This window comes from Neisseria sp. P0009.S007 (assembly GCF_051962515.1).
Genome location: NZ_JBQCVF010000778.1, coordinates 1 through 754, shown reverse-complemented (window position 1 = coordinate 754; position 754 = coordinate 1). Strand labels below are relative to the sequence as shown.

Sequence of the window (754 nt, the reverse complement as noted above, 5' to 3'; positions counted from 1 at the left end):
ACTTGATTGTTTCCAATCCGCCTTATGTCGATGCGGACTCTGTGGAGGCGTTGCCTGATGAATATCTGCATGAGCCGGAATTGGCTTTGGGCAGTGGCGAAGATGGTTTGGATGCTACACGTCAAATCATTCTGCAAGCGGCAAAATATCTGAATCCGAAAGGTGTATTGTTGGTTGAAATCGGTCACAACCGTGAGGTATTGGAAGCGGCTTATCCCGAATTGCCATTTACTTGGTTGGAAACCAGCGGTGGCGATGGGTTTGTATTCTTGTTGACCCGTGAGCAATTATTGGGTGAAGAGTAGTTTATTTTGATATAAATAAAACAAAGGCCGTCTGAAAAAGCTTCAGACGGCCTTTGTTTTGTATAACCTTTAATATTTTAAGAAAATACAAATGCCTATGGTATGCCGAATATGAAATCCAAGCAGGCTTTGAAACTATGGCTTATAATATTTGCCATAGTTTTTAATGTCAGTGGATTCTTATTACTGACTGTTTGTAGAACATATACTGCCAAACTCCATATTATGAATAATTATTTAAAATCAGGCCTGTTGGCTGCTGTTTTATTCAGTACGCCCGTTGTCGCTTTTGCCCAGCAATATACCGTTTATTTCAATCAAAACGGTAAACTGACGGCAACCATGCCTTCGGTTGCTTATGTCCGCCAATACAAAATTGCGGCAGGTAAGGCGCAGGTTCAGGATTTTTACTATCCATCAATGAAAAAATATTCTGATCCGTACGAGAT

The 754-nt window shown here is 40.7% G+C and carries 2 pseudogenes; both read left to right on the top strand.

The annotated features are described in order from the left end of the window. A pseudogene (locus tag ACTHS3_RS16305) lies at nucleotides 1-305 on the top strand (50S ribosomal protein L3 N(5)-glutamine methyltransferase); the annotation flags it as partial. Between the two features lie 102 nt (nucleotides 306-407). After that, nucleotides 408-754: pseudogene (locus ACTHS3_RS16300) on the top strand (toxin-antitoxin system YwqK family antitoxin); the annotation flags it as partial.